General features: G+C 59.3%; 8 protein-coding genes. 3 read left to right on the plus strand and 5 right to left on the minus strand.

Features of this window, described 5'->3' with window-relative positions:
- Positions 1–1,232 (minus strand): anion transporter (locus NW820_RS08285; RefSeq protein ID WP_414407214.1); only part of this gene is annotated, 1,232 nt, incomplete at its 3' end.
- Between the two features lie 301 nt (positions 1,233–1,533).
- On the opposite strand from NW820_RS08285, the gene thrB reads away from it, so the two are divergent.
- Positions 1,534–2,460: a homoserine kinase gene (gene thrB / locus NW820_RS08290; protein WP_011433497.1), complete on the plus strand. Its 927-nt coding sequence runs from the start codon at positions 1,534–1,536 to the stop codon at positions 2,458–2,460.
- A 24-nt stretch (positions 2,461–2,484) separates the two neighbouring features.
- Here the strand turns inward: thrB and NW820_RS08295 are convergent, their stop codons facing one another.
- Genes NW820_RS08295 through eda form a run of 3 tightly spaced genes read right to left on the minus strand, consistent with a single transcriptional unit; the run spans position 2,485 to position 4,244 of the window.
- On the minus strand, positions 2,485–3,030 hold the full coding sequence (locus tag NW820_RS08295; protein ID WP_414407215.1) for a diacylglycerol kinase family protein: 546 nt from the start codon (positions 3,028–3,030) through the stop codon (positions 2,485–2,487).
- Positions 3,014–3,505, minus strand: coding sequence for an rRNA maturation RNase YbeY (gene ybeY / locus NW820_RS08300; RefSeq protein WP_414343558.1), 492 nt, complete (start codon positions 3,503–3,505; stop codon positions 3,014–3,016). The genes NW820_RS08295 and ybeY overlap by 17 nt, the downstream gene beginning before the upstream one ends.
- A 25-nt stretch (positions 3,506–3,530) precedes the next feature.
- Positions 3,531–4,244 carry a bifunctional 4-hydroxy-2-oxoglutarate aldolase/2-dehydro-3-deoxy-phosphogluconate aldolase gene (gene eda, locus NW820_RS08305; protein WP_414407216.1) on the minus strand — a complete coding sequence of 238 codons (714 nt, stop codon included), beginning with the start codon at positions 4,242–4,244 and terminating at the stop codon, positions 3,531–3,533.
- Between the two features lie 686 nt (positions 4,245–4,930).
- On the opposite strand from eda, the gene NW820_RS08310 reads away from it, so the two are divergent.
- Complete coding sequence (locus NW820_RS08310) at positions 4,931–6,046, plus strand: murein hydrolase activator EnvC family protein (RefSeq protein ID WP_414407217.1); 1,116 nt, start codon at positions 4,931–4,933, stop codon at positions 6,044–6,046.
- On the opposite strand, the gene NW820_RS08315 is transcribed toward NW820_RS08310, so the two are convergent.
- Positions 6,037–6,687, minus strand: coding sequence for an ABC transporter ATP-binding protein (locus NW820_RS08315; protein ID WP_011433492.1), 651 nt, complete (start codon positions 6,685–6,687; stop codon positions 6,037–6,039). The genes NW820_RS08310 and NW820_RS08315 overlap by 10 nt on opposite strands.
- A 168-nt stretch (positions 6,688–6,855) precedes the next feature.
- On the opposite strand from NW820_RS08315, the gene NW820_RS08320 reads away from it, so the two are divergent.
- Positions 6,856–7,005 (plus strand): DUF3285 domain-containing protein (locus NW820_RS08320; RefSeq protein ID WP_414407218.1); only part of this gene is annotated, 150 nt, incomplete at its 3' end.

Here is a 7,005-nt window from a genome sequence, read left to right on the forward strand (position 1 = left end):
CTGAGCGGTGGAGAAGACAGGAAAGGCTGGTACAGCCACAACCCACTGAACCCCAGGGTTAGGAGAGTGAGGGGCAGGCCAAAGCGCAGATGTTCTCCAAACGAGAGCACGTAGCCTTTTTTGGCCGCTGCCTCGACTGTGATCAAATTGGCCACCGCCCCAAATAGTGTCAAATTGCCTGCCAAAGTGGAGCCGGCAGCCAGCAACAGCCAAGCGGTGGTCTCCTGTCGGGGCAGGAACGATTGCGGCAACAGCACCGCCGGCACATTGGAGATGAGGTTGGATAAAACGGCCACACTACTCAGCAGGGCAAGAGGGGATCCCGCCAGACTCTCTGCCAAGGATCCCAAGCTCATCCCCCAAGCAGTTACCAGCTCTCCCGTTGCCCGCGTCAGGATAAATAGCCCGGAAAACATCACCAGCAGATTCCAGTCCACCTGCTCCAAAAATCGCTCTGGCTTCAGCCTACGGGTAATCAACAACAGGGCCGCCGCCACCAAAGCCGATTCTGCCAAGGGAAGTCCGGCTACAAAGGCCACAAACAGCCCCCCCGTAATCACCACGCTCTTGCGCAACAGGGGCGGATAGAGCCGCAGCGGTAGCCAAGGCACCTGGGCAAAGGGTTTCAACGAGCGCACCTCAGGGTAGTACAACCACAGCAACCCCACTTCCAGCAGCAGCCCCACCACGGCAATGGGGGTCATCTGGGCAGCAAACTCCAGGTAGCCGATCCCAGAGAAGGAGCCGATCAGGATATTCTGCGGGTTGCCGCTCAGGGTGGCGACGGATCCCAGGTTGGTGGCTGCCGCCAAGCCCAGCAGATAGGGAATCGGGTTTAACCCCAGCACCGTTGTGACCTGCAAAGTCAGGGGAGTAAACACCAGCGCCAGCGTGTCGTTGAGCAGGAAAGCCGAGAGCAGCCCGCTGCCGAACACCAGCATGATCAACAGACCAAAGGGGCTGCGGCTCACCCGAATCAAGCCCAGCAAAGCCAACTGAAAAGCCCCCCCATAGGACAAGCTGGCATTTACCACCATCATGCTCAGGAGAAACACAATCGTGGTCGGGTCAATGGCTTCCCAAGCCTGCCGTAGCGACAAGGTCCCCAAGCCAATCAACAGGGCGGATCCCACCAGGGCGATGGTGGCCCGGTTCATACGCAACCTAGGCAGGGATCCCAGTCCCAACCCGACATAGCTCAAACCCAACACCAACCAAGACAGCCCCTGCACCCCCCGATCCCTCCCGCACTTCTTTCAGGATCCCTGATGGGTTCAGCCAATGGCAAAGGCTGGAGTTGAAACAGGCCCAACATTCCCGATACTCAATGAAGTCACAAATAAGTCACAAGAACCAATCATGGTCAGAAACCTTTCGGGATAGTCCAAAAGCTCCGCTGGATCAGCGCGTTTGCCTCGGCGAGCTGCAGACCGAGCAGAGGTGGCGAGAATATCCAAGGTCTGGCCATCGTTCGTAGGATAATGGGAGCCCGCAGACATTGAGTTACCCACCGTTCACTGAGGAGTTGTCCCCTTGGTCAAAGAACGCGTAGAGGTCATCGTCCCGGCCACCACCGCCAATTTGGGGCCAGGGTTCGACTGCATCGGTGCAGCCCTAGAGCTCTACAATCACTTCTATTTTCGCGAGATCCCTTCTGGCCTCAGCATCCACTACCGCGGCAGCGACCACATTAGCCAGAGCAAGGACAACCTGGTGTACCGGGCTTTTTGCCGCGCCTTTGAGCTGCTGAGTAAGCCTGTGCCGGGGGTAGAAATCGAAATTACCCTCAACGTGCCCCTGGCGCGGGGGTTGGGCAGTTCTGCCACCGCCATTGTCGGCGGCTTGCTGGGGGCCAATGCCATTGGGGCGCTTAACTTAGCTCCCGAAACCCTCCTACAACTGGCCATTGCCCTAGAAGGCCATCCAGACAATGTGGTGCCCGCCCTGCAGGGCAGTTGTCAGCTTTGTGTGCAGGGACAGCAGGGGCAATGGGTGTTTTGTCCCGTGGAGTGGCATGAGAGCATTGGCATCCTGGCTGTGGTGCCCAACTTTAAGCTTTCCACCCAAGCGGCCCGCGAGATCCTGCCCAAATCCGTCAGCTTGGCGGATGCAGTTTTTTCCAGCAGCCATCTGGGCCTACTCATCCGCAGCTTGCAGTCGGGGCGGGTGGACTGGCTGAAGGTGGCTCTGCAGGATCGGCTGCACCAGCCGGCGCGTATGGAGCTGATCACCGGGTTCAAAACGGTTCAAGCTGCAGCCATGGCTGCCGGAGCCTATGGGGTGGTGATCAGCGGAGCCGGCCCCACTCTTCTGGCCCTCTGTGCTCCCGAGAATCGGGAACGGGTGGGATCCGCGATGGTCAGCGCTTGGGCGCAGTTGGATATTGAAGCGGAGGCCAAACTGCTCAATCTGGATCGGCAGGGAGGACGGGTGGTGATCCACTCCCAGCCGTCTGGATAGGAAACTCCCTCTCCAGTCGGGGAGCTACCCTGCTGCCGGGAAGCCATCTTGCAGCAGCAACACCAAGGGCGGAAGAAATAGCCAAGCCGCCACCATCAAGGACGCCACTGCCGCCATCAACACCGCTGCCGCCGCGCAATCTTTGGCGATCTCGGCCAAGAGGTGATACTTGCTGCCCAGGGTGAGATCCACCACTGCTTCCAGAGCGGTATTCACCAGCTCCAGCGCCATCACCAAACCGCTGGTTAGGCTAATCACGGCCATTTCCAGGGCGCTCAGCCGCAGGCCCAGCCCAAGGCCAAAGGCCATCACCGCCATCACCATGTGAATGCGCAAGTTGCGCTGGGTGCGGATGGCATAGACCAAGCCCTTGCCCGCGTAGTAGAAACTTTTGCCCAAGTTGTCGGCCACTTGCCAAGAGGGGGGGCGTCGCCAGGGATCCCTTCCCAAAGGCTCGGCACTGGCTGCCCGATCCGCCTCAGATGGCTGCGCTGGGTCTCTGGAATGGACGCGCCGCCGGAACACCGCCAGGCGAGAACGCTCCGGCAACCGACTAGGGCTGTTGGCCATGGGCCACCTCCCCATCCAGTTGGATGGCTGCGAGCAACTGTCGCTGTTGCTGCAACATGCGCTGCAGGGACAGTTCATCCGGGTGATCCCACCCCAGCAGATGGAGCAACCCGTGGCTGGCCAACCAGGCCAACTCTTGCGAAAGACGATGCCCCTGCGCCTTGGCTTGTGCGCGGGCGGTGGGCACCGAAATCACAATATCCCCCAGCAGGCGTACCCCCGTTACGTCTTGGATCTCAAAGGGGGCAAACATCTCCTGCGCGGCAAAGGCCAACACATCGGTGGGCTCGTCGAGGTGGCGAAACTCGCGGTTGAGCTGGCGGATGTGCTCATCGGAAGTGAGGCAAAGGCTGAGCTCGCATGGCTCCTGGACTCCCAGCTCTTTCAGCCAGATCTCGAACCAATGACGCCAAGTGGCTTCTTCAATCGGGCTTGGGATGTTGAATTGCAGATAGAGATCTAAAAATCCATCCATGCGGGCCTCACTCACACCACGCCCCTTATTCTACTAGTTTGCCCGGATTGGGCCAGGTTTTGTTTCTCTGCTCCGCAAGCTGCTGCAGCACCTGTCGTAGTCGATTCTCCAGCTCATGGCAGCCCGAATGCAAATCCTCTGGCGGGAACAGATCTCCGGCAACGCCGACCGCCCAGGCCCCTGCTTGCAGGTATTCCGCTGCCCCGGCCAAGGTGACTCCCCCGGTGGGGATCAACGGCAGGGATCCCAGCACCGATTGTAGATGGCGCAGGTAGCGGGATCCCCCCATGCTCTCCACCGGAAACACCTTCACTGCCGTTGCCCCCGCCTGCCACGCCCTCCAGATCTCGCTGGGGGTGAGGGCACCGGGCACGATGGGCAGCCCCACCTCCCGACCCCAACGGATAACTTGCTCATCGGTGAAGGGGCAAACGCAAAACTGGGCTCCTGCCTGCCAAGCCTGCTCCGCCATCTGTCGATTGAGAACAGTGCCCACCCCTATCCAACACTGCGGGTGGTCTTGCCGCAGTTGGGCAATCAACTCCAGGTATTGGGGAACTTGCGTGGTGATTTCAATGTGGCGGATCCCGGCCCGGATGGCCAGCATGGCTCCCTCGAGAGCTTGGGCTGGGCTGGCCCAGAGGCGGATCACGGCAATCAGCGGCTGCTGCCACAGATGGAGTAACCAGGGGTGCTGTGACCCTTTTCTGAAACTGCACTCAGCATCCTCGAATGCCATCTGTAGGAAAATACCCGCTCAGTGTTTTGCAGTTGCTTGGGTTTAGCTTAAGTTTAATTGCAATCCAAAAACGAAAAAGTCAGCCTGCCAATGAAATAATGACAAACCATAAAGCCTAAACGTCTTTTCTTTCAAGGGAAAGCCTAGCAGATGACTCAGGAACAAGCAAAGCCGGTGTTTTATAGGGGCAACTGTTTGCGCGTTCGTGGCCTTTGCCGGAGTGTTTGCTTTTCCCAGCTTTTCACGGCGTTGCTGGTTCCTGCTCTGGCCTTGTTGTCTCCCTAACCGGTGCTGAACTCAGCAGAGAAGAGGAGGAAGATTCCTCAAACCAAAGGTGCCGCAAGGTATCCCGTCTGTATGAGGCAACTTTTTGGTTGGCCTTCTAAGCGTGAGGTTTGCCAGCAGGTGAGCGGCCAGTTTATCGTCATTTCCTAGTTTTTCTAGTCCGTTGAGGTTGCTGCCGCTTGAGTTGCATGCCGTCAGGCCTGTGGGATCCGGAGGTGGAGTCGCTACTGTCTGGCTCTTCTGTTGCTGTTCGGAGTAGCCCTAAATAGCCAGCTCAGGCCCGATTCAGATCCGTGGGGATCTTTGTATCCTTAGGGTCGATGGGTCAGTCGCAGAGGGTGTGAGGAGTGACGAGTCTCAGTCGTGGGGCACACAGGCTAAAAGGGTGGATAGCGCTCGGATTGCTCACCCTCTTGCTGCTGTGGGGGGGTGCCCCGTCTCAGGCGCAGAAGGTCAACCAATTGCAACAGCGGCAGCAGCAGATCCAGCACCAAATCCAGAGCACTCAGCGCCGCTTGGGAGAACTGCGCCAAGCAGAAGAAGAAGCCCGCCGCCGCATGGGATCCCTGCAGCAAAACATTCGACAGACCGAATCCAGCCTTCGCGACAATCAGTATCGTCTGGAACAAGCCCAGAAAGCCCTGGAGCAAGCTCAAAAGGAGCTACAGGAGCTGGAAGACCGCCTGAGACGGCAGCAACAGGGCACGGCGGCCCGTTTGCGCTACATGCAGCGGCAGGGGGCTGAACATTGGTGGGCTCTGCTGCTCACCAGCCGTGACTTGAACGAGTTTTTCGACCGCCGCCACCAACTGCAACTGTTGATCGAGGCGGATCGGCAGTTGATCCAAGAGCTGCAAGCAATGGCCAAAGAGGTGGATCAACAGCGCATTGCCCTGGAGATGCAGCGCAACGAGATTTCCTTGATTTTGCAGGAGCTGGCCGCCCAGAAGAACCAACTGCAGCAGCAGGCTGCCGCCCAAGAGCAACTGGTGGGCCGCTTGGCCAACGAACGCGCGGCCTATGAAGCAGCCCAACGGCGGCTGGAAGCCGATTCCCAACAGTTGACTCTCCTCATCCAGCAACTGATCGCCCAGCAGGCCCAACAGCAGGGGGGCAGGGATCCCGTTCAAGGGACAGGCCGATTCATCGCTCCGGTGCGCGGGCCGATCACCAGTGGCTTTGGCTGGCGGGTTCACCCCCTCTACCGCAGTCGCCGCTTTCATGCGGGGATCGATTTTGGTGTGCCCACCGGCACTGCGGTGAGAGCCTCCGACCGGGGCACCGTCATCTACGCCGGCTGGTACGGCGGCTATGGCTACACGGTGATTGTGAATCACGGGGGCGGCATCACCACCCTGTACGCCCACAACAGCCGCGTTGCCGTTGGGGTAGGCCAGCAGGTACAGCGGGGGCAAGCAATTGCTGCTTCCGGCTCCACCGGCCTCTCCACCGGGCCCCATGTTCACTTTGAAGTGCGCGTCAACGGCCAACCGGTGGATCCCCGCCGCTACCTGTGAAGCAAAGCCTCCGTCGGCAACAGCTTCAGGGATCCCGCCTGCAATGTCCACCGCACATCGGCAATGGAGGACAGCTCCTCCGGGTCGTGGGAAACCACCAACACCGTCCAGGTGGACTTTAGCCGAGCCAACAGCTCGATCAACTGCCGTCGCACCGACCAATCCAATCCTGCCGTCGGCTCATCCAGCAACAGCAAAAACGGGCCACGGATCAACTGGACGGCCAGGGCCAAGCGCCGCTGTTGCCCGCCGCTGAGGCGGTTTGGGGAGGTATGTAGAGGGATCCCTTCCAATCCCACCTGTCTGAGGGCGTTTTCGATCTCTTTTCTCTGTAGCTCTGGATAACCAAAGCGCATTTCCTCCAGCACCGTCAAGCCGCAAAAGTGGCGCTCTGGAAACTGAAACACCAACCCCGCCATGCTGCGCAAGCGGTTGGGGGAAAGTTCTGCCCCTCCCCAGGTAATCCGTCCTTGGGTGGGCCGCGCCAAGCCAGCCAAAATCTCCAGCAGGGTGCTCTTGCCCGCCCCACTTTTGCCCACGATCAGCCCCAACTGGTTCAGGCCCAACTCAAAGGAAAGATCGTTGAGAATGGGCTGGGAAACGCCTGCCGGATGGTAGGAAAGATGCTGAACTTGCAACATGGGGGGCAAAAGAGGGGGATGCTGTCGTTATTTTGGCACCGGAAGATCCCCGCGCGACAGCTATGGCCCTTCTTCAGCGGGAAGGTCGAAGCTTGGGAAACACCTCTATCCGGAGGAGCATATTAAGCTAGCCTGAAGGTAGGGTAAATTATCGCTCTGGTTATCCTGATGGCGCAGCCTTCTTCTGCAGATTCTCCTTCGGTTGGGGCGGGATCCCCCCCCCAGCTGAGTTACACCCGCCTGGCCATGCGCAACATGGTGCGCAAAGGCAAGACTTCCCTGCTTCACTTCACCCTGACAGCGGTGGGGTTGGTGGCC

The organism is Synechococcus sp. R55.7, assembly GCF_047461955.1.
Lineage (GTDB): Bacteria > Cyanobacteriota > Cyanobacteriia > Thermostichales > Thermostichaceae > Thermostichus.